Raw genomic sequence first — 23,866 nt, 5'->3', positions numbered from 1 at the left:
AGGGGAACTGTCGCGAGCGGGAATTCACACAGGGGTGGTGTGGGTGTTCTGCCGACGGCTCAGCGCGGTCGTCGCGACCCAGAACGCGTCGTAGTTGTGGATGCGAGCCGTTCCGTCACCGAGGTGGGTGTCAACCGGTTCCGGCTGCTCGAGCTTCCGGTTGATCACGAACGGGATCTTCAGTTCGCCGAGTGCTCCGTGAGAGCGCAGCGGCGCGTCGAGCTGCGTCAGATCGTGCCACTCTGCGAATCTTCCGACTGCGGTGTTCTTCTCGGCCAACACGACGAGGTCGCCGATCCGATCTGCGGGTAGCTCGTAGCGGTCGGCCGCCTCCTGTCGCTCGTGCACGGCCTCGATGCCGTCGATGCCCGCCAGTCCCCTGGAGACGGCATCGACGTCGGCCCCCGCCGGCAGGTACACACTCGCGAACGAGCCGAGCGCGCCGTGATGGACGGTGTACGGATCGGTAATCGGCAGGATGACCCGGACGCCGTCGGGTGATGCGCCGAGCCCGGCAAGAATGCGCTTGACCTCGTCTTCGACGAAGATGACCCGCGGAGTGCCATCCGTCAGCGACTTCGCGCTCATGCCGTGATCTGCGGTAACCACGACGATGGCTCCGAGCGCATCGAGTTCGCTCGCGTACCGGTCGATCATCTCGTAGAAGGCGTTCGCGACCTCGGTGCCGGGCGCGTGCTTGTGCTGGATGAAGTCGGTCAGGGTCAAGTACATCAGGTCCGGCTTGCGGGTCTCGAGGATCTTGACACCGGCGGCGAGTGCGAATTCGCTCAGATCGGCCGAGTACACCGCAGGTAGTGGCCTATCTACCCAGGCCAGGACGTCCCCGATGCCATTGGCCTCGACCGTCGCCTCATCGGCCTTCTCGGCAGAGAAGCAGATGCCGCGCCGAGACGGAACCGTCATCCCGGGAGTGCCGTCGAGGTTCGGTCCCTCTTCGACGAGTCCGGCACCGAGCAGGCGACGGAGTTTGTCCTTGGCGGTGACGACGGCGACGTCGAGACCCGCCTCGTTGGCGGCCGCGAATATGCTCGGGATTCGCAGAAACTTCTTGTCGTTCATCAACACCTCCTCGCCGGTCGCAGTGTCGAAGATGTAGTTGCCGCTGATCCCGTGGTACTTGGGCGGCCGTCCGGTAGCGATGGAGACGTTGTTGGGATTGGTAAGGGCGGGCATTGCGCAGTGGGCGGGTATGTACGTACCGCCATCCACCAGCGTCGCCTCGAGCCACGGCATCCGCCCCGCCTCGATCGCTTCCTGGTGGTACTCCGGTTCACTGCCGTCGATGCATATGACGACCACCGGCAGGTCAGATACCTCGTACTCGCGGCCGTTGACACTGAACGATCTGGACATATGGACCTCCTCGGACCAAATGCGACAGGCGGCCGGCGCGCCACTGCACCTCGAGGACGTATCCGGTCGTTTGCCACTGTGAACCCACATCCCAGCTAGCGCAAGAGGTACTTTTCCGAAACTAGTGGAATCACCTATGGCTGCCTTGCATCGTGTCCAGCCGCAATTCGCCGCTGGGCTAGCCGCTGCGACAGAGGATCCGCGAGGTGATTCCCCACGCCAAACCGGAATCCGTTGAGAACAAACGTTTCTCACCGAAGATGCTGCCATCGAGGGCGTGCGAGTCCCCGCGGTTGTCCGAAGCCGTCACACGATGTCGATCCGTAGGACTCGCCCGCCTCTCCCCTTCGCTCCACCGGCCGCTCCCGCGGTCCCGGCAATCAAGACCGGCCAGCAGTGGCGTAGGCTGTTGAGCGCTCGCGCGAGTGGCGGAATTGGCAGACGCGCTGGATTTAGGTTCCAGTGTCTAAGGACGTGGGGGTTCAAGTCCCCCCTCGCGCACCATTACAGCCTCACAGCACACAGCTTCTGCGGGCGTCACACACGTGATGTGCGTGGAACGGAGGTGTGAACCCGGCAGAAGGTGTGTGCTGTCGACGCCGGGCGGCTCGGTGTCAGGCGAACGACCCTCGCGTCGTGACTACCTCGCCGCCGACCATCACGAGCGACGGCTCCTCGAGGACTGTCGGACCGGTCCTCGGATCATGCTCGTAGACAATCAGATCCGCTGGCGAACCAGCCTCGAGGCCGCCGCCGCCGAGCCAATCCTGCGCGTTCCAGCACGCCGCTCCGAGCGCTTCCGTGGGCGTCATGCCCAACTTGCCGAGTGCGGCGACCTCGTCGGCGATCCGGCCATGACGAACATGCCCGCCCGCATCGGTGCCCGCATAGATCGGGATCCCCGCGTCGTGGGCGGCCCCGATGGTGTCGTTCAGCCGTGCGTACAGGTCCCGCATGTGCGCGGCGTAGATCGGGAATCGTATAGCGCTGTCAGCGATCTCGGGGAAGTTGTCGATGTTGATCAGCGTCGGCACAAGCGCCGTGCCGCGTTCAGCCATCATCGCGATCGTGGTGTCGGTCAGGCCAGTGCCGTGTTCGATGCAGTCGATTCCGGCGTTGATCAGGCCCGGCAGCGCATCCTCACCGAACACGTGCGCGGTGACGCGAGCACCCTCACGGCGCGCGGCCTCGACCGCTTCGATGAGGATCCCGTCGCTCCACAACGGTGCGAGATCGCCGACTTCGCGGTCGATCCAGTCCCCCACCAACTTTACCCAGCCGTCGCCGGCGCGCGCCTGACGTACCACCTCGTCCGGCAACTGCGACTCGTCCTCGAGGTCGACCGCAAGTTCGCGGGCGTACCGCTTGGGTCTGGAGATGTGCCGTCCGGCCCGGATGATCCGTGGTAGGCCCTCGATGTCGTCGAGAGAGCGGGTATCGACGGGCGATCCGGCATCGCGCACCAGGAGCACACCCCGGTCCCGCTCGGTGCGAGCCTGCGCGAGCGCGCCCTCGAGATCTTCGGCGCCACCGCCGTGACGGATCCCGATGTGGCAGTGGGCGTCGACGAGGCCGGGCAGGATCCAGCCATCGGTGCACAATGTCTGCACCCCGTGCACCGGCTCGTCGGAGAACTTCCCGTTCCGGATCCACAACTCGACCGGCTGCTCTTCGGGCAGCCCAGTACCCCGCAGGTGAAACGAGTTCACGCGCGGGTTACTTCTTGGGGAGCTTGAGCTGCGACAGGTCGAAGTCCTCGAGCCCCGGGGGCAGCTGGTCGAGACCCTTCGGCATCTTCGAGAGGTCCGGGAAACCGGCCGGCATCCCGCCGGGCATCCCCGCGGGCAGACCGCCTGGGAATCCGCCCTTGACCTTCGGCGGGGTCGGCCCCTTGCCGCCCTTCTTGCCTTTCTTGCCCTTCTTGCCGCGCATCTGCTTGCGGGCGCCGGGCATCCCCATCCGCCCGGCCATCGCGGCCATCATCTTGCGGGCCTCGAAGAAGCGGTCGACGAGCTGGTTGACGTCCGAGACCTTGACACCCGAACCGTTCGCGATGCGCAGGCGGCGCGAGCCGTTGATGATCTTCGGGTTCGCGCGCTCCTCAGGTGTCATACCGCGGATGATCGCCTGGATGCGGTCGAGATGCTTCTCGTCGACGTTCGTGAGCGCGTCCTTCATCTGACCGGCGCCCGGAAGCATGCCGAGCAAGTTGCCGATCGGACCCATGCGGCGCACAGCCATCATCTGCTCGAGGAAATCCTCGAGGGTCAACTCCCCCGAACCGATCTTCGTCGCCGTAGCTTCCGCCTGCTTGGCGTCGAACACCTGCTCGGCCTGCTCGATGAGCGTGAGCACGTCGCCCATGCCGAGGATGCGGCTGGACATACGGTCCGGGTGGAAGACGTCGAAGTCCTCGAGCTTCTCACCGGTCGACGCGAACAGGATCGGCTCGCCGGTGACCTCGCGGACGCTGAGCGCCGCGCCACCGCGGGCATCGCCGTCGAGCTTGGTGAGCACGACGCCGGTGAAACCCACGCCGGCGCGGAACGCCTCCGCGGTGCTGACGGCATCCTGACCGATCATCGCGTCGAGCACGAAGAGCGTCTCGTCGGGCTGGACGGCGTCCCGGATGCCCGCGGCCTGGGCCATCAGGTCGGCGTCGATACCGAGGCGGCCGGCGGTATCGACGACGACGACGTCGTACTGCTTGGCACGCGCCTCCTCGACGCCGGCACGCGCCACCTCGATGGGGTCGGCGGCCGAGATGCCCAGCGGGTTCTCGCCGCCACCGACCGAGGTGCCGGGGTGCGGCGCAAACACGGCCGCACCCGCGCGCTCACCGACGATCTGCAGCTGGTTGACGGCGCCGGGACGCTGGAGGTCACACGCCACGAGGAGCGGGGTGTGCCCCTGGTCCTTGAGCCACTTGGCGAGCTTGCCGGCGAGGGTGGTTTTACCGGAACCCTGCAGACCGGCCAGCATGATCACCGTCGGCGGGGTCTTCGCGAACTGCAGGCGCCGCGTCTCGCCACCGAGGATGCCGATGAGCTCCTCGTTGACGATCTTGACGACCTGCTGCGCGGGGTTGAGTGCCCCCGAGACCTCCGCGCCCTTCGCGCGTTCCTTGATCTTCGCGATGAAGGTACGAACGACGGGGAGCGCGACGTCGGCCTCGAGGAGCGCGAGACGGATCTCGCGGCAGGTGGCATCGATGTCGGCTCCGGAGAGTCGACCCTTGCCACGCAGATCCTTGAGGGCTCCGGTCAACCGGTCGGAAAGGGATTCGAACACCGAATGCGCTCCTGAGCTCTATGCGAAGGCCGTGGATATTTCTTCGACCAGGGTAACCGTTCGATTCGGTGCGGCCGCGGGGCAACCCGGGCCGGCGCGGTGGGCCGTGTTGTTCATGGCCCACCGCCTCCTTCACCTGGGCTCTGCGTCATGCAGGCTCTGCGTCGCGCTTCTTCGGCTCCGGGGCAGGCACGACGGCCAGGATCGCCCGCGAGAGTTGTTCCCGGCGGGCAGGAGTGTCGCCGTCGGCCAACCGGATGCAGAATGCGTCCACCACCGAGGAACCGAGCGTGCTCACCTTCGCCCAGCGTACGTCCGCGCCGTGCCGTTCGAAGACCCGGGACAGTCGGCTCAGCAGGCCCAGCCGGTCCTCTACGCGCAGTTCCACGATCACCTCGCCCGGTTCGGCGGCCCCGCCCTCGGTGGGGTCGAGCCAGATGACCCGCGGCGGAGCCTGCGCGTACTGGACGGGCACGCCCGCAACGGCGCTGTCATCGAGCGCCTGCTGCTCACGCGCATCCCGCTCCTTCGAGTCGAGCTGGCCGAGGACGTCGATCTCCCCGGCAATCGCCCGGATTAGTTCCTGACGCAGCAGCCCGGCCTGCGGCGGCGAACCGAACCGCGGGGACACGACGAACGAGTTGATCGCCGAGTCTTCGTAGTGACCCACCGAAGCAGACAGCACCCGCAGCGAGTTGAGGGCCAGTACCCCCGCCTCGTGCGACAGCAGTCCGGGCGTGTCGGGTGCGACGATCGTCACCACGTAGGTGTGAGCCGAGGTTCCCGGGTGAAGGGTTACGTGAATCCCACCGGCCTCCGCCACCGTCACGAGCGCCGGGTCGATCGGTTCCGGCACTGGCAGCGGCTCCCCCGCCATCTGGAGCCTGCACTTGCGCACCAGTTCCCCGATGAGCGATGACTTCCAGTCGCCCCACACCCCGGGGCCCGTGGCGAGCGAGTCCGCCTCGGAAAGAGCCTGCAGCAGTTCGAGCAGTGCGGGATCGCCGCCGAGCGCTTCGACGACCATTTCGACGGTCGCCTGATCGTCGAGGTCGCGGCGGGTCGCAGTGTGCACCAGCAACAGGTGGTGCCGCACCATGCCGGTCAGCAATTCGATGTCGGATGGCCACAAGCCCAGACGAGCCCCGATCTGCGCGGCCAGCTCGGCTCCGACGACGCTGTGATCGCCGTCGCGACCCTTGCCGATGTCGTGCAGGAGAGCACCGAGCATCAGCAGGTCCGGTCGCGCAACGCTGGTCGTGAGCGCGCCCGCCTGTGCAACGGTCTCGACGAGGTGGCGGTCGACGGTCCAGGTGTGGACGGCGTCGCGTGGCGGCAGGTCCCGTACCGCCCCCCATTCGGGCAGCAGTCGACCCCACAACCCGGTCCGGTCGAGGGCCTCGATCGTCGGAATCGCACGCTGCCCGGAGCCGAGCAACACCAGGAGGTCACCGAGCGCGCTCTTCGGCCAGGGCTCGCGAAGCTCGGGTGCGCTGTCCGCCAACCGCCCCAGCGTCGACGCGGAGATCGGCAGCCCCGTCGACGCTGACGCGGCCGCTACCCGCACCACCAACCCCGGGTCTCGTTTTGGCTGCGCATCACGCGCAAGGACGAGTTCACCCGACTGCTCGACGACCCCCTCGTCGATCGGCCGGCGGATCGGCACCCGCCGCAGTACCGACAGCCCTCGCCGCGGCAACGCATTACTCGCGGTGCGCAGACCGACGTCGACCGAGTACCCGATCGTGCGAGCGCTGTCACTCAGTGTGCGAGCCAGGTCGAACCGGTCACCGATGCGCAGCGCGGCCCCGATCTCGTCGGCATCCTGTGCCCGCAGCTGGTCGCGCGAGCGACGGGCCACCCGGTGCAATTCGGTGCGGACGTCGAGCAGGCGCCTGTGTGCCAGCGCCAGCCCGCCGCCGGGGGTGTCCGGTCCCAGGCCGGGCATCCCGTCGGTGAGCTGAGCGATGGACAGGGCGTTGAGGAGTTGGACATCGCGCAGACCGCCGCGCCCGTTCTTGAGGTCGGGTTCGGCGCGATGCGCGATCTGCCCGCTGCGCGCCCAGCGCGCCTCAGCTTGCTCGACGAGTTCGTCGAAGCGGGAAGGGATCCCGGTGCGCCACTGCCGACGAACGCCGCCGATGAGCAGGTCGCTCAGCTCGGCGTCGCCGACGATGTGCCGAGCCTCGAGCATGCCGAGGGCGGCGGTGAGGTCGGAGGCCGCGACCTGCAGGGCCTGCGGCACCGTCCGCACGCTGTGGTCGAGTTTGATGTTTGCGTCCCACAACGGGTACCACAGCTGATCGGCCACTTTCGCGACCTTCGCCGGCTCGACGTCGTCGTGCAGCAGGATCAGATCCAGATCCGAGTACGGCAGCATCTCGCTTCGGGCGAGCCCGCCGACGGCGACGATGGCGAATCCGGAATCGGGTTCGATACCGAGCTCGTTGCCTTTCCTGGTGAGCCAGAACTCGTACAGATCGACCAGCGCCTGCCGCAGCGAGGCAGCGTCGAGGCGATGGTGCCGGGTGCCTCCCGCGAGCAGCCGTTCGCGGGCCCGCGCGAGATCCCGGGCGTCGGCGGGGTGGTACGCGTCGGGGCCTTGAGAGCCGGACGGCCCCGACCCGGCCGCCATACCGGCAGCTGGATCGGGGCCGTCGAAGCCGGACCCGTGAGGGTCAGATCGCATCCGCTCCCCGCTCCCCGGTGCGAACCCGGATAACGGACTCGACCGGCGTGACCCAGACCTTTCCGTCACCGATCTTTCCGGTGCGGGAGGCCTCGATGATCACCTCGACGACCTTGTCGACCACGGAGTCGTCCACGACGACCTCGACGCGCACCTTGGGCACGAAGTCGACCGAGTACTCAGCGCCGCGGTAGACCTCGGTGTGGCCCTTTTGCCGCCCGTAACCCTGGACCTCGCTGACCGTCATCCCGAGGACACCGGCCTGTTCGAGCCCGGTCTTGACGTCCTCGAGCGTGAACGGCTTGACGATTGCGGTGATCAGCTTCATAACCTCATGCCTCCCTGGTGGCTACAGTGGCGGGCGCAGGCGTGCGGCCCTGGACCGGGCTGCCAGAGTGCGCGACGAAGTCGTAAGCGGTCTCGGCGTGCTCGGTCTCGTCCACGCCGCGATCCTCGTCCTCAGCGGGCACCCGCAATCCGATCGTGGCCTTCACGATAAGCGCGATGATGGCCGTAGCAACAAGCGAGTACACAAGTACGGCAGCCGCGCCGGCAGCCTGACGCCACAGCTGGTCGAATCCGCCGCCGTAGAACAGTCCGTTGATACCCGTCGGTGCGGCGTCGGTGGCGACCAGACCGACCAGCATGGTGCCCACGATGCCACCGACGAGGTGGACGCCGACGACGTCCAGCGAGTCGTCGTAGCCGAAGCGGTACTTGAGGCCGACAGCGAGGGCGCACAGCACACCGGAAGCGACACCGATGAAAATGGCGCCGAAGACGTCCACCGAGGCGGCGGCCGGGGTGATGGCGACCAGACCGGCGACGATGCCCGACGCGCCACCGAGGGTGGTGGCGTGACCGTCACGAATCTTCTCCACCAGCAGCCAGGCCAGCAGCGCGGCAGCGGTCGCGACGACGGTGGTGAGGAACGCGGCACCCGTGGCTCCGTTGGAGCCGACTGCCGAACCGGCGTTGAACCCGAACCAGCCGAACCACAGCAGCGCAGCACCGAGCATCACGAACGGCAGGTTGTGCGGACGGAACGGCGTCTTGGGCCAGCCGCGGCGGTTACCAATGATCAGCACGAGCACGAGACCCGCGATACCGGCGTTGATGTGCACAGCGGTGCCACCGGCGAAGTCGATCGCCTCGAGCTTGTTGGCGATCCAACCACCGGTCTCGGCCGTGGAACCGTCGAACGAGAACACCCAGTGCGCGACCGGGAAGTAGACGACCGTCGCCCACAGGCCCGCGAAGAGCAGCCAGGCGCCGTACTTCATGCGGTCAGCAACCGCGCCCGAGATCAGGGCGACGGTGATGATCGCGAACATTCCCTGGAAAGCGACGAACACGAGCGCCGGAATAGTACCGACGACCGGGACCGCCCCATCCGTCTCGCCCCAGTAGTCGCCCCCGAACAGGCCCCCCAGCCCGAAGAACTCGGTCGGATCCCCGATCAGCCCGCCGCCCAGGTCGTTACCGAAGGCGATGGAGTAGCCGAACAGCGCCCAGAGCACGCCGACGACGCCTATTGCGCCGACGCTCATCATGATCATGTTCAGCACGCTCTTCGCGCGGACCATGCCGCCGTAGAAGAACGCAAGGCCCGGCGTCATCAAGAGCACCAGCGCAGCTGCCATAAGCATCCACGCGGTATCCCCAGTGTCCGGGGCTCCGAGAGTGGGAAAGTCCACGGTGAGCCTCCTCATCAGAGTTTGAATGTCTGGGGACAAAGAGTGCTCAGGTGGTGTTTCGTCCGTGGTTTCGCCGAGTTTCGGATAGGTGAACGGATGGGCCGATCGTGTTGCGCGCAGGTTTCGCGGTTTCCCACTCGGCGTCAAACGACGATTTCTGACACGATCACACGTAGACACGGCCCCTTTTCAGTAGACTGCCGCGCCCTGGCCGTAACACGACCGCTGCCCGGCCCCGCAACGCGGAACCGGGCAGCAGCGTGCGAAGAACTCTCAGCCGAGCAACGCGTCCACGAACGCCTCCGGCTCGAAGGGTGCGAGATCGTCGGCGCCCTCACCGAGACCGACGAGCTTGACCGGCACGCCGAGTTCGTGCTGGACCTGGAAGACGATCCCGCCCTTGGCGGTGCCGTCCAGCTTTGTGAGCACCACGCCGGTGATGTCGACGACCTCCGCGAACACGCGGGCCTGCATGAGACCGTTCTGCCCAACGGTGGCGTCGAGCACCAGCAGCACGTCGTCGACGGCGGCCTTCTTCTCGACCACACGTTTGACCTTGCCGAGCTCGTCCATCAGGCCGGTCTTGGTGTGCAGACGGCCGGCGGTGTCGATGACCACCGCGTCGATGCCGTCCTCGATGCCCTTGGCGACCGAGTCGAACGCGATTGCCGCGGGGTCGCCGCCTTCCTTGCCGCGCACCACCTCGGCACCGACGCGTTCGGCCCACGTTTGCAGTTGGTCGGCCGCGGCAGCGCGGAACGTGTCGGCCGCGCCGAGCAGGACACGGCGCCCGTCCGCGACGAGGACGCGGGCGAGCTTGCCGGTGGTGGTGGTCTTGCCGGTGCCGTTGACCCCGACGATCAGCAGCACGGCAGGATGATCGGGATGCGGTAGCGCGTGGATCGAGCGATCCATGTCCGGACGCAGCTCGTCTATCAGGACCTCACGCAGCAAGGCACGCGCCTCGGCCTCGGTTCGCACGCCGCGCGCTGCCATCTCCTCGCGCAGGCGCTCGACGATCTTGGTGGTGGTTGCGGCGCCGATGTCCGCGATCAGCAGGGTGTCCTCGACCTCTTCCCACGAATCCTCGTCGAGGTCGCCGCCGCCGAGAAGACCGAGCAGGCTCTTGCCGACCGCGTTCTGCGAGCGCGACAGGCGGCCCCGCAGCCGGTCGAGGCGGCCGGCGGTGGGCGCGATCTCCTCGATTGCGGGAGCAGGCGCCTCCGGTTCAGCGGGAGCAGCGGCCTCGGGCGCGACGACCGGCTCCGCCTCTACAACTGGCTCGGCCTCTACAACTGGCTCGGCCTCTACAACTGGCTCAGGAGCGACGGGCTCGGGAGCCGCAGGTGCCTCGGGCTCCGCGACTGGCTCAGGTTCTGCAGCAGGCTTCGGCTCGGCGACCGGCTCAGTGACCGGCGCGGTCGGCTTCACTTCAGGCGCGGGCGGTGCCGTCGGCCCCGGCTCGGCCGCGGGGGGCGCCGTCGGCCCGGACTCGGGGGCGGGGGGCGCGATCGGCTCCGGCTCCGCGGTAGGAGGCTCAGCAGTAGGTGCAGCCGGCGGAACCGGCGGCGCGGCAGGGGATGTGGGGGGCGGCGTGGGCGCGGCCGGGGGAACCTCGGGCGGGGCGGTGGCTGACGGCCCCCGACTGAAGTTGAATCCTCCACCGGCTTGATAACCGCCCGAACGGTCCTTGGGCTCGGTCAGTTCGGGCTTCTCGGGAGCGGCGAGGCTGATCCGTCGGCGCCGCGCCAACGTAATCCCGACGACGAGCGCAACGACCAGGACGGCCAGCACGGCCGCTATTGCTATCCAGGCTCCGGTACTCACCCCAACATCCTGTCAGGCTCCGGGAGCCCGGTCAGCCCGACATCGTCAGGTCCTGACCGCGCAAACGTTGCGAGATGACGGTGGTGATGCCGTCGCCGCGCATGCTGACGCCGTACAGCGCGTCGGCGACCTCCATCGTCGGCTTCTGGTGCGTGATCACGATGAGCTGTGACTTCTCCCGCAGCTGCTCGAACAGGCCGATCAGTCGCCGCAGGTTGGTGTCGTCGAGGGCGGCCTCGACCTCGTCCATGACGTAGAACGGCGATGGCCGGGCCCGGAAGATCGCGACCAGCATCGCGACCGCGGTGAGCGACTTCTCGCCACCGGACAGCAGCGACAGGCGCTTGACCTTCTTGCCGGGTGGTCGGGCCTCGACGTCGATGCCGGTGGTGAGCATGTCCGACGGGTCGGTGAGGACGAGCCGACCCTCACCGCCGGGGAACAGCGTCGCGAACACCTCGACGAATTCGCGCTCGACGTCGGCGTAGGCCTCGGTGAACAGCTGCAGGATCCGCGCGTCGACGTCCGCCACCACGCCGAGCAGATCCTGTCGGGCGTTCTTTACGTCCTCGAGTTGAGTGGAAAGGAAGTTGTAGCGCTCCTCGAGCGCGGCGAATTCCTCCAGCGCGAGCGGGTTGACCTTGCCGAGCGTCGCCAGGTCCTTCTCGGCCCGCTTGGCCCGTCGCTCCTGCGTTTCGCGGTCGTACGGCTGCGGAGCGGGGGCCACCACCTGCTCACCGCGGTCTCGGGCCTGCTCGTACTCGGCGATCTCCAGCTCGGACGGCGGCAGCGGGACGTCGGGGCCGTACTCGGCGATCAGATCGTCGGGTGCCATGGCGAACTGGTCGAGGATCATCTCCTCGAGCTGTTCGATGCGCAGCGCGGCCTGGGCACGCGCCACCTCGTCACGGTGGACCGCGTCGGTGAGCACCGACATCTGAGCGGTGAGCTCGCGGACGTGCTCCTTGAGGGCCTCGGCCTGCTCGGCGTGCGCCGAACGCAGCTGGGTCAGCTCGTCGCGATGCGCCACGGCCGCCGCAACCACACCGTCGAGCCGCGCCGCTACCCGCGCACCGGCCTCGGCGACAGCGGCAGCGACGGCCGCGGCGGCCTGCCGGGCCCGCAGGGCTCGCTCCGCCCGCGCACGCGCCTCTCGTTCGGCCTGCGCCGCCCTCCGGAGCGAATCAGCCTTTCCGCGAACTGATTCGGCACGCTCTTCCGCCGTCCGCACCGCGAGCCGAGCCTCGACCTCGACGGCTCGCACCTCCGCGAGAGCCGCGGCGGCGAGTTCCCGGTCGTTGTCGGTGCCGTCGGCGCCGACTGAATCCGGCATGTCGGCGCCGGACTGTTCGTCCTCTGCCAGACGCAGCCGCTCCTCGAGCTCCGCGAGCGATTCGAGGGTCTCCGCCCGTCCGGTCTCGGCCTTCGTGCGCTGAGTGAGGAGACGCTCGGATTCTTCCCGTGCGATACGCACCACGTGACCCAATCGGCCCAGCTGCTCGTAGACCGCGGACATGTTCGCATCGGACTCGTGGAGCGCGGCGAGGGTCTGCTCGGCCACCTCCGCCCGGTCTTTCTGCTCGGCGAGTGCTCCGGCAAGGGCTGCCGACAGCTCCTCCGCATGGCGTTCTGCTGCCTCGAGCCCCGTTACCGACGTGTCGATCGCGGCCTGCACCTCGAGCGTGCTCGGCTGGCGGTCGGATCCACCGACGATCCACCCGGGGCCGATGAGGTCGCCGTCGCGCGTCACAGCACGAACCGAGGGCACCTGCCGGACCAGCGCCAGACCGTCTGCGAGCGAGTCGACCACCGCGACCCCGTCCAGCAGTGCGATCGTCCCGCCGCGTACGCCGTCGGGGCAGTCGACGAAGTCGACGAGCCACCGGGCGCCACTCGGAAGATCCGATCGCGTTGCCGGCATGGACTTTTCGATCCCGAACAGGATCGAGGCCCGTCCCTCGTCGGCGTCCTTGAGTGCCTGGACGGCCGCCGTGGCTGCCGCGGCGGACTCGGCGGCGATCGCATCGGCGGCCGGCCCCAGCACGGCCGAGACCGCCGCTTCGAAACCGGGCTGGACACGCAGCAGTTCGGCTACCGGCCCGGCAAGGCCACGACCGCCGTGATGTTCGAGCAGCCAGGCGCCGCCGTCCCTGCGTTCGAGCCCGATCGACAACGCGTCGATGCGGGCCTTCAGCGATGCGACCTGTTGGCCGGCCTCACGCTCGGCGAGCTGCAGTTCCTCGACACGCGTCGTGACGAGACTCAGTGTGGCAACGGCTCGTTCGTGTTGCCCGTCGAGCCCGACCTCGCCCGCATCGAGATCGTCGACCGTGGCCTCGACGGCCTCGAACTCCGCCTGCGCCGCGTCGCCACGCTGCCGGGCCTCCTCGATCGCGACGTCGAGGCGCGCGACCTCGGCGTCCACCGACTCGGCGCGGGTCCGCAGGGTGTCGATCTGGCCGGCGAGGCGGGCCAGTCCCTCGCGCCGGTCCGCGACCGCGCGCACCGCCGCCAGGTGTGCACGCTCGGCCTCTGCGGCGGCCTCCTCCCGATCGGCGAGCTGCTCCCGGGCGGCCTCGAGCGTCGCGCGGGCCAGTTCGACGGCCTCGACCAGCTCGGCCTCCTCCTGCGCGATCCGCTCAGCCTGGGCCTCCATCTCGTCCGGGTCCTGCCCGCGTCCGGTCTCCGGCTCGGTCTCGAGGTGCCGCGCACGTTCCTGGGCGATGCGGATGGTCGCGCTCACTCGTTCGGCGAGCGCCGACAGCTGAAACCACGTCTGGCTCGCCGCCTCGGCCTGGGGGGCGAGCCGAGTCAAGGCCTGCTCGTGCCCGCCGAGTTCGGCGGTCGCGGCGTCGAGAGCGGTCTGGACCGCCTCCTGCTGCTGGCGGGCGAGCTTCTCGTCGTGCGTCTGGTTCTCGAGTTCGGCGCGCCGGGTCACGAGGTCGTCGGCGGCCAGCCGCAGCCGCGCGTCGCGCAGGTCGGCCTGCACGGTCTGGGCGCGGCGCGCGACCTCGGCCTGTCTGCCGAGGGGCTTGAGCTGCCGGCGCAGTTCCGCGGTGAGGTCGGTGAGCCGGGCAAGGTTGGCCTGCATCGAGTCGAGCTTGCGAACCGCCTTTTCCTTGCGCCTGCGGTGCTTGAGCACCCCGGCGGCTTCCTCGATGAATGCGCGGCGCTCCTCGGGTCGCGATTCGAGAATCGCCGCCAGCTGGCCCTGCCCCACGATCACGTGCATCTCGCGGCCGATACCGGAGTCGCTGAGCAGTTCCTGCACGTCCATCAGCCGGCAGGAGTTCCCGTTGATCTCGTACTCGCCGGCGCCGTCGCGGAACATCCGCCGGGTGATGGAGACCTCCGAGTAGTCGATCGGCAGGGCGCCGTCGGAGTTGTCGATCGTGAGTGTCACCTCCGCGCGGCCCAGCGCAGCCCGACCCGCGGTGCCCGCGAAGATCACGTCCTGCATCTTGCCGCCGCGCAGCGCCTTTGCACCCTGCTCCCCCATCACCCAGGTGAGCGCGTCGACGACGTTCGACTTGCCGGAGCCGTTCGGCCCGACGACACAGGTGATCCCGGGCTCGAAGCGCAGAGTCGTTGCGGACGCAAAGGACTTGAAGCCTTTCAACGTCAGACTCTTCAGGTGCATGACGGTGGACTCTACCGGCGGTTCAGCGTTCGACGAACCCGGAGAGACCCCCGCGCGCCGCGTCGAAATGCTCGACGACGAGAGTCACACTTCCGGGGGTCCGCCCGGATCGCAGCAGAGCCAGAAGCCGTTCGAGGGCATGGCGCGGGCCCTCCGCGATCACGAGAACCCGGCCGTCGGTGTGGTTGGTCGCGTGGCCGATCAGTCCCAGTTCGAGCGCGCGCGAGCGCGTCCACCACCGGAAGCCGACGCCTTGGACGTAGCCGTGGACCCAGGCCGTGAGCCGTTCGGTTGCGCCAGAGTCGTGTATGGCTTCGTCGTGCATGGCTTCCATTATCGGACGGGCGGGGTCAGCTGACGGACGGTGCCGTCGAAGCCCGTTGCGTACAGCGACGCTTCGTCCCACCCGGGACCGGCCCCGAACTTCACTGCGGAGGTCAGCGTCAGACCGGACGCGATCTCACAGCTGGTGCCCGTCACGGTGTCCACGCGCAGTATCTTCCCGGGGAGGTTGTAGGCCACGTAGACAGCGCCGTCGGGACCGACTGTCAGGTCGTCGGCGACGTTGAGCGGCCCGATCCCTGGCAGCGGGATCGTCCGGACCGGACCGTGCAGGTCGGTCGCCGAGAGGATCTTCAACTCGCTCAGCGGATCGAACGAGGTGGTCAGAAACACACGGTCGCCGTCGGTGGCGATGCCGTTGACGGTGCCGAGATCGGCGCGCACGAGTTCCTGTGAGCCAGGGCGCTCGGCCGGTATCCGAGTGAGGCCCGGTGCTCCGAGATTGCGGGTGGTGAGCAGATCACCGTTGCCGAGCCTGGTCAGGCCGTTGGGCATCACCAGATCGGACGCGAGGGTGCGTCGGTCGCCGGTGTCGAGGTTCACCGCGTCGACGGTGCCGTTGGCGATACCGAGCAAGCCCGAGAGCGCAGAGTTTCCTGTGGTGAAGTAGGCGTGCTCATCGGTGAGGACGAGGCCGCCCGGTCCGTTCACACTCTCGGCGAGGGTGCCGCGGGCGCCGGACGCGTCGAGGGTGTGGACCGCGCCGGGGCCCACGAACCCCGACTCCGACAGCAGCATCGAGCCCTGGCCATCGAACGCGAGGTTCTCGAGCATCCCGTAGCCGTCCGCGACCGTAACCGCGCTCCACTGAGGACACGGGTTCGCGCCGACGGACAGCTCGGCGGCCGCCGGGGCGCCGGACACCAGCCCGATCGCCGCCCGAACGCGAGCGCACCCGCAGCTCCTGCACTCCGCCGCATCCGCACGGGGATCCCCCTTCCGCTACGGTCTGTGACCTCGAATTTCGTTCTTGCCCAAAGAATCTAGCAAGAAGGAGACAGGGAAGCCTAGTCCGTTTCGATCTTCAGGGTGATGTTCGTGCCGGCCTTCAGAGTGCGCCCGACGGTGCACACCTTGTCGATCGAACGCTCGACCAACGCGACCAGCCGTCCCTGTGCCTCGGCATCGAGTTCACTGAGGTCGAGTTCGAGGACCTCCTCGAGGTGGGGGTACAGCTCGTTCTCGCGGTCCGCGGCGCCAGAGACGCGAATGGTCGCGTCGTAGTCGTCACCGAGACGCCGGGACAGCGGGAAATCCGAACTCATGCCCGAGCACGCGGCCAGAGCGATCTTGAGTAGTTCGCCGGGCGTGAAGACGCCCTCGACCGATTCCGATCCGATGCGCACCTCGGCGCCGCGTGAGCTGCGACCGGTGTAGAGACGAGTGCCGGTGCGCTCGACCCACAGTTCGGTGGGCGCGGGTGCAGGAGTCTGTTCAGCCATGTTCGGACATCCTGCCATGCGCGGCGCCCGTCTCCTCCCACAGCTGCACTCCGCGGATCTCCGGCAGATCGGCGCGATGGAATACCGGATCGATGCCCTGCGCACGCTGACGCGAGTAGTGCGCGAACAACGCGAAGGCGACACCCGACAGCGGCATCAACGCCAGGAGGTTGACCGTTGCCATCACTCCCATGGTGAGGTCGGCCAGCTCCCACACGATCGGAAGCGAGCCGACGGCGCCGCCGAACACGCACGCCACGACGAGCAGCCGGTAGCCCCGCAGGGCACCCGGGGAAGCTGTGAGGAACTCGACGTTGACCTCGCCGTAGTAGTAGTTGCCGATAACCGAGGTGAAGGCCAGAAAGAAGATGGCAATCGCGAGGAAATGCACGGTCCAGCCGCCGAGTTCGACTGCCAGTGCGTTCTGGGTGAGCGAGGCACCGGCCGGGGTGCCGTACTCGGGGTCGGACAGCAAGATGATGATCGCCGTGATCGAACAGATCACCAGGGTGTCGAAGTAGACGCCCAGGCTCTGGACCAAACCCTGCTTGACCGGATGCGAAACAGCAGCAGTGGCACCAGCATTCGGCGCAGAACCCATGCCCGCCTCGTTGGAGAACAAGCCCCGGCGGACCCCGTACACCAACGCCGCACCGAATCCACCGCTGACCACCTCGCGGATACCGAACGCGTCCTCGACGATCAACTGCAACACGCCCGGCACCTCACCGATGTTGAGCACCACGACCAGCAACCCGAGCACGATGTATGCGGTCGCAACCAGAGGTACGAGGATCTCCGCGACCACCGATATTCGCCGTATTCCGCCGAAGATCACGGCGGCGACCAGCACCGCAACCACCAGCCCGATGGCGGCGGCCGGACCACTCCCGTCGAACCCGATCGACTCCGAAGCCGCGTCCACGATCGCATTGGCCTGAACCGCGTTGAAGGCGAACCCGTAGGTGAGGGTGATGACGACCGCGAAGATCGCGCCCATCCAGCGTCGCCGCAGCCCGTGCAGCATGTAGTACGCGGGACCACCCCGGAATCCGTCACGGTCACGCACCTTGTACAGCTGGGCGAGGGTGGACTCGATGAAGGCGCTCGCCGCACCGACCACCGCCATCGCCCACATCCAGAACACCGCACCCGGCCCGCCCACGCTGATCGCGATGCCGACGCCGACGATGTTGCCGGTGCCGACGCGGGCGGCAGCCGAGACGGAGAACGCTCGGAATGCGGAGATGCCCTTGGTGCCGTCGGGGAGCGTTTCGGCGCGTTCGACGATCGAGCGCAGCATGTCGGGAATCATTCGAAACTGCACGAACCGCGACCACACCGTGAAGTACACGCCCAGGCCCACGAGCAGCACTATTACGGCGTACCAGTAGATATCGTTGATTTTCGTGACAGCATCGATGGACGCGTCCATTGCTCGATCATGGACCCTTACGAACGTGATGTGCAACACATCTATATGTGCAATATATGTACTCAGACATCTCGGCAGTCGCCTGACTCGCCCCGGTCCTGGTACGCCGGCCGTGATGACGTCCTCGACCGATTCCGATCCGATGCGCACCTCGGCGCCGCGTGAGCTGCGACCGGTGTAGAGGCGGGTTCCGGTGCGCTCGACCCACAGTTCGGTGGGAGCGGGTGTGGGAGTCTGTTCAGTGTTCAATCACCCTGCCGTGCGCGGCGCCCGTCTCCTCCCACACCTGAACTCCGCGGATCTCCGGCAGCTCATCGCGATGGAACACCGGATCGATTCCCTGCGCTCGCTGACGCGAGTAGTGCGCGAACAACGCGAGCGCGACACCCGACAGTGGCATCAACGCCAGCAGGTTGACCGTTGTCATCACACCCATGGTCAGGTCGGCCAGCTCCCACACGATCGGAAGCGAGCCGATGGCGCCGCCGAACACGCACGCCACGACGAGCAGCCGGTAGCCACGCAGGACACCCGGGGAACCTGTGAGGAACTCGACGTTCGCCTCGCCGTAGTAGTAGTTGCCGATGATCGAGGTGAAGGCCAGGAAGAAGATCGCGATCGCGAGGAAGTGCACGGTCCACGCTCCGAGCTCGGCGGCCAGTGCGTTCTGGGTGAGCGAGGCGCCGGTCGGGGTGCCGTACTCGGGGTCCGACAACAAGATGATGAACGCCGTGATCGAGCAGACCAGGAGAGTGTCGAAGTACACGCCCAGGCTCTGCACCAACCCTTGCTTGACGGGATGCGAAACAGCGGCAGTGGCGCCGGCATTCGGCGCAGAACCCATGCCCGCCTCGTTGGAGAACAAGCCCCGGCGGACCCCGTACATGAATGCCGCAGCGAATCCACCGCTGACCACCTCGCGGATACCGAACGCGTCCTCGACGATCAGCTGGAACATCCGCGGCACCTCGCCGATGTTGAGTGCCACGACCAGCAACCCGAGCACGATGTATGCGGTCGCGACCAGAGGCACGAGGATCTGCGAGACCGCCGAGATCCGCCGAAAGCCGCCGAAGATCACTACGGCGACCAGCACCGCAACCACCAACCCGATGGCGGCGGCCGGGCCACTTCCGTCGAACCCGATCGACTCCGAAGCCGCATCGACGATCGCGTTGGCCTGTACCGCGTTCCAGCTGAACCCGTAGGTGAGGGTGATGACGACTGCGAAGATCACCCCCATCCAGCGTCGCCGCAATCCGTGCAGCATGTAGTACGCAGGGCCACCACGGAATCCGTCACGGTCACGCACCTTGTACAGCTGGGCGAGGGTGGACTCCACGAAAGCGGTCGCCGCACCGACCACGGCCATCGCCCACATCCAGAACACCGCACCCGGCCCACCCACGCTGATCGCGAGACCGACCCCGATGATGTTGCCGGTACCGACGCGGGCGGCAGCCGAGACGGAGAAAGCTCGGAATGCGGAGATCCCCCTGGTGCCGTCGGGGAGCGTCCCGGCACGTTCGACGATCGAGCGCAGCATGTCGGGAATCAATCGAATCTGCACGAACCGCGACCACACCGTGAAGTACACGCCCAGGCCCACGAGCAGCACGATCACGCCGTACCAGTAAATCTCGTTGATTCTCGTGACAGCATCGAGAGATGCGTCCATTCGTCGATCATGGACCTTAACGAACATGATGTGCAACACATCTGCATGTGCAAGATGTAGACGCCGACACGGAAGTTGGGTTCACTCCCGGAAGCGATAGCCCATCCCGGTCTCGGTCAGCAGGTGCTGCGGCTTAGACGGGTCCTTCTCGAGTTTGCGGCGTAGCTGCGCGAGATAGACCCGCAGGTAGTGCGTCTCCGTGGCGTAGGCGGGACCCCACACCTCACGCAGGAGTTCCCGCTGCCCCACGAGCTTGCCGTTGTGGCGCACGAGCATCTCGAGCATCCCCCACTCGGTGGGTGTCAAGTGCACCTCCGCGCCGTCGCGGGTTACCTTCTTGGCGGCCAAGTCGACGGTGAAGGAATCTGTGACCACAACCGGCTCGCTCGTCTCGGCTGCCGCCGCACCCCGTCGTACAGCGGCACGCAGCCGAGCAAGGAACTCGTCCATCCCGAACGGCTTGGTCACATAGTCATCGGCGCCGCCGTCCAGGGCCTTGACCTTGTCAGACGAGTCGGTGCGCGCCGACAGCACGATCACCGGCCCCGTGTACCAGCCTCGCAGTCCCGCCAGGACCTCGATGCCGTCCATGTCCGGCAGCCCGAGGTCGAGCACCACCACCTCGGGGTGCTTGTCGGCCGCCGCCCGCAGCGCGGCCGCGCCAGTCAAAGCCGTCGTTACCTCGTAGCCGCGAACGCTCAGGTTGATCCGCAGGGCACGCAGAATCTGCGGCTCGTCGTCGACCACCAACACATGGGTCATCTGGCTCCCTCGGCGCCTCCGATCGGGCAGGCAGCCAGTTCGACCGCCATCGTCAAACCGCCACCCGGGGTGTCCATCGCGCTGACGGTTCCCCCCATCGCCTCGACCAATCCCTTCACCACCGACAGACCCAACCCGACCCCGATCGTGTTGTCCCGGTCGCCGAGGCGCTGAAAGGCGTCGAATACCTGGTCATGGGTGCCGCGCGCGAGCCCTGGTCCGGTGTCGGCGACCGTGATCGTCATCCGGTCTCCGACCCGCGCCGCGCCGATCCGCACAGGTTCGTCGGGTGCGTAGCGCAGTGCGTTGTCGAGGAGATTGGCAATCACCCGTTCGAGCAGTCCGGCGTCGGCCATCACCACCGCGTCTCCCACCTCGACTTTCACACGGTCACGCCCCCGCCGTCCCGAGCCTGGTCTTCCGACGCCCGCACCGACGAGGGCCCGGTGGACCACCTCTTCGAGATACACCCGCCGCAGCGTCGGCTTGACCACGCCCGCCGCGAGCCGCGAAGAGTCGAGAAGGTTGCCGACCAGGGCGGTCAGTTGATCGGTCGATTCCTCGACGGTGGCCAACAGTTCAGCGGTGTCCTGGGGCGAGAACTCGATGTCGGCGCTGCGCAGGCTCGATACGGCCACCTTCACGGCGGCCAGCGGGGTGCGCAGGTCGTGGCTGACAGCCGAGAGGAGCGAGCGGCGCAACCGGTCGGCCTCCGCAAGCGCCGACGCCTTTCCGGCCTCCTCGGCGAGCTGCTTCTGTCGAATCAGTCCAACCGCCTGATTGGCTACTGCGCCCAGAACCTTGCGATCCCGCGCACCAAGTTCGGCACCCGCGAGGAGCAACGCGTACTCGCCGGCACCCGCCTCGCACACCGTTCCGGCCTCGTCTACCGAGGTGGGCGGCGACACGCCCGCCGAACTGACCACGCCCTCGCCACGCCGGACGACGCTGACCCCCGTCTGCGAATACGTCTCCCGCACCTTCTCGAGCAACGCCGGCAGATCCGCTCCTCTCAGCACAGACCCAGCGAACAGGGCCAGAAGTTCGGCCTCCTGCGATGCGTGCCGAGCCTCGCGCGCCCGTTTCGCGGCCGCGTCCACCAGCACCCCGACCGCGACCGCGACGACCAGCAGAACCATCGTGGTGACGAAGTTCTCCGGATCGGCGATGGTGAAGCTGTAGAGCGGGTCGGTGAAGAAGAAGTTGAGCAGCAGCCCCGAAACGAGCGCGGACAGGATCGCCGGACCCACACCGCCGAACAGCGCGACCGCGAGCACGACAACGAAAAACAACGCATTCTGGGCGCCGAGACCGGTCACACGGTCGACGAGCGCCATCAGCCCGGCCGCAAGAGCGGGCACGACGACGGCCGCCAGCCACGAGAGGATCCGGTGCCCGCGCCCCGGCATCGAAACACGCTGCCGAGGCGCGGCCTCTTCGTGCGTGACGATGTGAACGTCGATCGTCCCGGACTGCCGGACGATCGCCGCACCGATCCCCTCGTCGAGGATCCGCGCCCACCGCGAGCGCCGGGAGGTGCCGATCACCAATTGCGTGGCGTTGACCTCGCGGGCGAACTCGAGCAGCGTCGTCGGGACGTCATCGCCGACGACACTGTGCACACTCCCTCCGATGCCGGCGGCGAGCTTGCGCACCCTGCCCATGTCGGCGGCGTGCACGCCCTCGCGACCGTCGCCCCGCACGACGTGGACCACCATGAGGTCGGCGCTGGACTTGCTCGCTACGCGGCCGGCCCGCCGGACCAGGGTCTCCGACTCGGGGCCACCGGTCACTGCCACGACGACACGCTCACGGGCCTCCCAGGTGTCCGTAATCTTGTTCTCCGCACGGTACTTCGCAAGTGCGGCGTCCGCCTGGTCCGCCACCCACAGCAACGCGAGTTCGCGCAACGCCGTGAGGTTTCCGTGCTGAAAATAGTTCCCGAGCGCCGTGTCGACCTGATCGGCGGCGTACACGTTTCCGTGGGAGAGTCTGCGCCGCAACGCTTCCGGCGTCATATCAACCAGCTCGACCTGAGCGGCCTCGCGGACCACCTTGTCGGGCACGGTCTCTCGCTGCTCTACCCCAGTGATTTGCTCGACCACATCGCCGAGACTCTCCAGGTGCTGCACGTTGAGTGTGGACAGGACGTCGATGCCGGCGTCGAGCAACTCACAGACGTCCTGCCAACGCTTCTCGTTGTGGCTACCGGGGGTGTTGGTGTGCGCGAGATCGTCGACCAGCACTACCGCCGGTCGCCGCGCGATTACCCCTTCGACGTCGAGTTCGGGCATCGAGGTGCCCCGGTACGGGACCGTCCTCGGCTCGAGGACTTCGAGTCCTGACAATTGCTCGGCGGTGCGGGCACGGCCGTGGGTCTCCACCAATGCCGCGACCACGTCAGCGCCCCGTCCGATGCGCCGGTGCGCCTCCCCGAGCATCGCGTAGGTCTTGCCCACGCCGGGGGCCGCACCGAGGTAGATCCGTAACTCGCCGCGGCGCGGGGCGCGGGTCGGTTCGGGACTCACACACTCATCATTCACCCGGCGCCGCCGTGCCGCACCCAGGTGCGGTCAACCCCGGCGGTCCGAGAGAACGGTCACCGCACCCGCCTCGAGTGCAGGCTACGCAGCACCAACGCGCAGATTGTGAACACGCCGATGATCAACACGACGAAGGCCAAGTCAGCCATTGTGTTCTTCTTTCGGGTTCGTCGTCAGTTCAGGCGTACGGTGCCCGCACGTCAGCACCAAATATGGCGTCGGTTGTCGGACGCCCACCTGCAATACTGCACCCGTTTCGAGCGCGTGGACACCCTCCTGACAGTCTGCTGACACCCGAGTAGGTCGACATTGACGCGATCTTTACGCTTGCACCCCGGCCGCAAGAACGAGAGTACTCACAGGGCTTTTTGGGCCTCTTTCAATTCCTTCACGGCCATAGCAGATTCGACGACGATCGACCGCATGGCCTCCTCCGCATTCTCGGCATCGCCCGCCTGAATGGACGCCGCCACGACACCGTGTAGGTGGATGGCCTCGGACTCGGCGATGTGCGGCATCAGCGAGTGCCTGGTCCGACCCTCGAGCACCTCCACGACTATCTCCGACATCGCACGCAGTAGAGGGTTTCCCGAGGCGGCGAGCAACGTGCGATGGAAGTTCGCGTCATGCGCCAGGAATGCCTCGGTGTCGGCGGCGCGAGCCGTCGACGACATCCCGATCACCGACGCAGTCAGCACCCCACACTGCTCCGCAGATGCTCGGCCTGCCGCCAGCCGGGCCGCCAGCGGTTCGATTGCCGACCTCAATTCGCTCAGACACGCCAGTTGCTCGAACCGTTGTGGTCCGGCCAGCTTCCACCGAATCACGTTCGGGTCCAGTGAATTCCAGTAGTCTTCTGCGAGCACGGTGATCCCGACCCTTCGGCGGACCGCGAGCAGTCCCAGTGATTCGAGGACGCGTACCACCTCCCTCACCACTGTTCGCGAGACCCCGTACTGCGCGACGATTTCGTCGGCCAAGATACGGGTACCCGGCGGGACGACACCCGCGACGATCTCGCCACCCAGTCGGTTGAGCAGCGATGCATGTAACTGGCGGTTCACGGGGTCCTTGAGAAGCTCGGCGTTGGCCATGCGCCCGATGGTGCCATGCCGACCCCAGGCAGTCCTACAGTAATAAGACCTA

The 23,866-nt window shown here is 67.4% G+C and carries 16 protein-coding genes and 1 tRNA gene; 1 reads left to right on the top strand and 16 read right to left on the bottom strand.

Annotated features, from left to right (window positions below):
• Positions 1-24: 24 nt before the first annotated feature.
• Positions 25-1,374 carry a phosphonoacetate hydrolase gene (gene phnA, locus EF834_RS07015; RefSeq protein WP_127946478.1) on the bottom strand — a complete coding sequence of 450 codons (1,350 nt, stop codon included), beginning with the start codon at positions 1,372-1,374 and terminating at the stop codon, positions 25-27.
• Between the two features lie 419 nt (positions 1,375-1,793).
• Between phnA and EF834_RS07010 the strand changes: the two genes are divergently transcribed.
• A tRNA-Leu gene (locus tag EF834_RS07010) sits at positions 1,794-1,878 on the top strand.
• 110 nt (positions 1,879-1,988) lie between these two features.
• Here EF834_RS07010 and EF834_RS07005 read toward each other — a convergent pair.
• The 15 genes from EF834_RS07005 to EF834_RS06935 form a co-directional block, all read right to left on the bottom strand.
• The gene (locus EF834_RS07005; RefSeq protein ID WP_127946477.1) at positions 1,989-3,083 is read right to left on the bottom strand and encodes a metal-dependent hydrolase family protein; all 1,095 of its coding nucleotides are present in this window, start codon (positions 3,081-3,083) and stop codon (positions 1,989-1,991) included.
• A 7-nt stretch (positions 3,084-3,090) separates the two neighbouring features.
• A complete protein-coding gene (gene ffh / locus EF834_RS07000) occupies positions 3,091-4,665 on the bottom strand; it encodes a signal recognition particle protein (RefSeq protein ID WP_127946476.1) in 1,575 nt (524 codons plus the stop codon).
• Positions 4,666-4,813: 148 nt separating this feature from the next.
• Entirely contained in the window at positions 4,814-7,354 is a 2,541-nt protein-coding gene (locus EF834_RS06995; protein ID WP_127946475.1) for a [protein-PII] uridylyltransferase, read from the bottom strand.
• A complete protein-coding gene (locus EF834_RS06990; protein WP_127946474.1) occupies positions 7,344-7,682 on the bottom strand; it encodes a P-II family nitrogen regulator in 339 nt (112 codons plus the stop codon). Before EF834_RS06990 ends, EF834_RS06995 begins: the two co-directional genes overlap by 11 nt.
• Positions 7,683-7,686: 4 nt before the next feature.
• Entirely contained in the window at positions 7,687-9,066 is a 1,380-nt protein-coding gene (locus EF834_RS06985) for an ammonium transporter (protein WP_206615195.1), read from the bottom strand.
• 258 nt (positions 9,067-9,324) lie between these two features.
• Entirely contained in the window at positions 9,325-10,878 is a 1,554-nt protein-coding gene (gene ftsY, locus EF834_RS06980) for a signal recognition particle-docking protein FtsY (protein WP_127946472.1), read from the bottom strand.
• A 31-nt stretch (positions 10,879-10,909) separates the two neighbouring features.
• Complete coding sequence (smc, locus tag EF834_RS06975) at positions 10,910-14,518, bottom strand: chromosome segregation protein SMC (RefSeq protein WP_127946471.1); 3,609 nt, start codon at positions 14,516-14,518, stop codon at positions 10,910-10,912.
• A gap of 22 nt (positions 14,519-14,540) precedes the next feature.
• The gene (locus tag EF834_RS06970; protein WP_127946470.1) at positions 14,541-14,843 is read right to left on the bottom strand and encodes an acylphosphatase; all 303 of its coding nucleotides are present in this window, start codon (positions 14,841-14,843) and stop codon (positions 14,541-14,543) included.
• 8 nt (positions 14,844-14,851) lie between these two features.
• Complete coding sequence (locus EF834_RS06965) at positions 14,852-15,724, bottom strand: hypothetical protein (RefSeq protein ID WP_206615194.1); 873 nt, start codon at positions 15,722-15,724, stop codon at positions 14,852-14,854.
• 143 nt (positions 15,725-15,867) lie between these two features.
• Positions 15,868-16,302 (bottom strand): OsmC family protein, encoded by a 435-nt coding sequence (locus EF834_RS06960; RefSeq protein ID WP_127946469.1) that lies wholly within the window; start codon positions 16,300-16,302, stop codon positions 15,868-15,870.
• Positions 16,295-17,737: an alanine/glycine:cation symporter family protein gene (locus EF834_RS06955; RefSeq protein WP_127946468.1), complete on the bottom strand. Its 1,443-nt coding sequence runs from the start codon at positions 17,735-17,737 to the stop codon at positions 16,295-16,297. The genes EF834_RS06960 and EF834_RS06955 overlap by 8 nt, the downstream gene beginning before the upstream one ends.
• Positions 17,738-17,975: 238 nt before the next feature.
• Positions 17,976-19,415 carry an alanine/glycine:cation symporter family protein gene (locus EF834_RS06950; protein WP_127946467.1) on the bottom strand — a complete coding sequence of 480 codons (1,440 nt, stop codon included), beginning with the start codon at positions 19,413-19,415 and terminating at the stop codon, positions 17,976-17,978.
• Between the two features lie 81 nt (positions 19,416-19,496).
• On the bottom strand, positions 19,497-20,177 hold the full coding sequence (locus EF834_RS06945) for a response regulator (protein WP_127946466.1): 681 nt from the start codon (positions 20,175-20,177) through the stop codon (positions 19,497-19,499).
• Positions 20,174-22,705 carry a sensor histidine kinase gene (locus EF834_RS06940; RefSeq protein WP_235871030.1) on the bottom strand — a complete coding sequence of 844 codons (2,532 nt, stop codon included), beginning with the start codon at positions 22,703-22,705 and terminating at the stop codon, positions 20,174-20,176. The genes EF834_RS06945 and EF834_RS06940 overlap by 4 nt, the downstream gene beginning before the upstream one ends.
• Before the next feature lie 371 nt (positions 22,706-23,076).
• Entirely contained in the window at positions 23,077-23,814 is a 738-nt protein-coding gene (locus EF834_RS06935; protein ID WP_127946464.1) for a FadR/GntR family transcriptional regulator, read from the bottom strand.
• Between the last annotated feature and the right edge of the window lie 52 nt (positions 23,815-23,866).

This window comes from Rhodococcus spongiicola, assembly GCF_004011835.1.
Lineage (GTDB): Bacteria > Actinomycetota > Actinomycetes > Mycobacteriales > Mycobacteriaceae > Prescottella > Prescottella spongiicola.
This window is presented reverse-complemented; position numbering and strand designations above follow the sequence as displayed.

Coding starts and splice junctions, on each gene's coding strand:
- EF834_RS06985 (WP_206615195.1), bottom strand. CDS start 9,066: ATGAGGAGGCTCACCGTGGACTTTCCCACTCTCGGAGCCCCGGACACT.
- EF834_RS06955 (WP_127946468.1), bottom strand. CDS start 17,737: ATGGACGCGTCCATCGATGCTGTCACGAAAATCAACGATATCTACTGG.
- phnA (WP_127946478.1), bottom strand. CDS start 1,374: ATGTCCAGATCGTTCAGTGTCAACGGCCGCGAGTACGAGGTATCTGAC.
- EF834_RS06960 (WP_127946469.1), bottom strand. CDS start 16,302: ATGGCTGAACAGACTCCTGCACCCGCGCCCACCGAACTGTGGGTCGAG.
- EF834_RS06990 (WP_127946474.1), bottom strand. CDS start 7,682: ATGAAGCTGATCACCGCAATCGTCAAGCCGTTCACGCTCGAGGACGTC.
- EF834_RS06935 (WP_127946464.1), bottom strand. CDS start 23,814: ATGGCCAACGCCGAGCTTCTCAAGGACCCCGTGAACCGCCAGTTACAT.
- EF834_RS06995 (WP_127946475.1), bottom strand. CDS start 7,354: ATGCGATCTGACCCTCACGGGTCCGGCTTCGACGGCCCCGATCCAGCT.
- EF834_RS06950 (WP_127946467.1), bottom strand. CDS start 19,415: ATGGACGCATCTCTCGATGCTGTCACGAGAATCAACGAGATTTACTGG.
- EF834_RS06945 (WP_127946466.1), bottom strand. CDS start 20,177: ATGACCCATGTGTTGGTGGTCGACGACGAGCCGCAGATTCTGCGTGCC.
- smc (WP_127946471.1), bottom strand. CDS start 14,518: ATGCACCTGAAGAGTCTGACGTTGAAAGGCTTCAAGTCCTTTGCGTCC.
- EF834_RS06970 (WP_127946470.1), bottom strand. CDS start 14,843: ATGCACGACGAAGCCATACACGACTCTGGCGCAACCGAACGGCTCACG.